This is a genomic window from Mesorhizobium sp. M7A.F.Ca.CA.004.12.1.1 (assembly GCF_003997835.1).
GTDB lineage: Bacteria > Pseudomonadota > Alphaproteobacteria > Rhizobiales > Rhizobiaceae > Mesorhizobium.
Window position 1 is genome coordinate 1 of the sequence record NZ_RZRK01001170.1, and the last position, 1366, is coordinate 1366.

The following is a 1366-nucleotide window of genomic DNA, read 5'->3' on the forward strand; positions in this document are numbered from 1 at the left end:
GTCTTCGCCTGCAGGGGTCAAGCCGCGCCCTCGCCCTTGCGGCGCCAGCAGCGGCTCGCCGACGATTTCTTCCAGCCGCTGCATCTGGGTGGTCACCGCCGAGGGCGAACGGCCGACGCTTGCAGCCGCCTGGGCCAGCGAGCCGCTGTCGACGAAAGCAAGGAAGGTTCGGAGCAGATCGGGATCCAGCGTTTCCATACTTCGATATTATCGAAGCTTCAGTTAAAAACAATTCGATTTTTTTGATCTAAAGGTGGTGGCATGGTTGTTTCAACGGCGATCGGACGCCGCTCAAGCCAAGGAGAAGAAAATGCCCATTATCAACATCAGCGTCACCGGCAAGCCTGACGCGGCGCTTTCCGCTCGCATCGCAGAGGAGGCTACCGAAATCACCGCCACGCAGCTGCGCAAGGATCCGACGATCACGGCAGTTGCCGTGTCCTATGTCGATCCGCAGCACTGGTTCGCCGGCGGCAAGTCGCTGGCCGAGCACGGCACCAACACGTTCTGGCTTGATATCAAGGTGGTCGACGGCACCAACACCAAGCTTGAGCTGGAGGCCTATCTGAAGGCGATCTTCGCGGCCTTCGGCCGTCTGCTGGGCGGCGTGCACGAGGAGAGCTACGCCTTCGTACATGAAGTGCCGGCAGCCGCTTACGGCTATGGCGGCAAGACGCAGGAATTTCGTTTCATCAGTGGACGGCTGCAGGCGGCATGACAAGCAGCTTCCCGCACCAGGGAAGCAAAAGCTCCGCATTGACCTTCCTCCCACATCGTCTAGGTTCTGGCCGAAGCGGCCGCAAAAGAGCCGAGATGCTAAGAATGTTGGGAGAGACGCGGCATGGTCCTGACACTGGCGCTGCTTGCGGGTCTTGTTCTGGCCTGGCTGCTGATCGGCGTGGTGGAAATATTCCGCCTCGGCCTGCGCTTTACCCAGGCGCTGCTCTATGTGCCGTTCAAGCTCGCCTACCGGATCGCCGACAGCCGTATCAGGATCGCCCGCCAGGCGCAGGCTCCAGTCATCTACGTCATCTCGCATCAATCGCGCTTCGAACCGGCGCTGATGCTGTCGCTGCTGCCGGAAGACACACTGCACATACTCGACGAGGCCTCGGCGCGCTCGCCGTGGCTTGAACTTTGGCGCGAGCTTGGCCGTACCATCGCTTTCAACGCCGAACATCTCTTCGTCAGCCGCCGGCTGGTGCGCGTGCTGAGGGGCAAGGGCCGGCTCGCCGTCTATCTGCCGGATGCGGTCGAGCCTGACGTCAAGATGTTTCGGTTGTTTCGTGCCGTCACCCGCATCGCCATGCAGGCCGATGCCAAGATCGTGCCGATCTTCGTCGGCGGCGCGCGCGGCCTGCCGGTG

At 61.8% G+C, this 1366-nt stretch carries 2 protein-coding genes and 1 pseudogene; 2 read left to right on the forward strand and 1 reads right to left on the reverse strand.

The window, feature by feature from the left end; genetic code table 11:
• The coding region (locus tag EN984_RS34780) for a LysR family transcriptional regulator (RefSeq protein WP_127384366.1) at positions 1-198 on the reverse strand (198 nt) is incomplete at its 3' end.
• A 112-nt stretch (positions 199-310) separates the two neighbouring features.
• Between EN984_RS34780 and EN984_RS34785 the strand changes: the two genes are divergently transcribed.
• Positions 311-718 carry a 4-oxalocrotonate tautomerase family protein gene (locus EN984_RS34785; RefSeq protein WP_127271318.1) on the forward strand — a complete coding sequence of 136 codons (408 nt, stop codon included), beginning with the start codon at positions 311-313 and terminating at the stop codon, positions 716-718.
• A gap of 123 nt (positions 719-841) precedes the next feature.
• Positions 842-1366, forward strand: a pseudogene (locus EN984_RS34790) (2-acyl-glycerophospho-ethanolamine acyltransferase); the annotation flags it as partial.

Bases quoted from the DNA above. Each gene is read 5' to 3' on its own strand.
- EN984_RS34785 (WP_127271318.1), top strand. From the start codon at position 311: ATGCCCATTATCAACATCAGCGTCACCGGCAAGCCTGACGCGGCGCTT.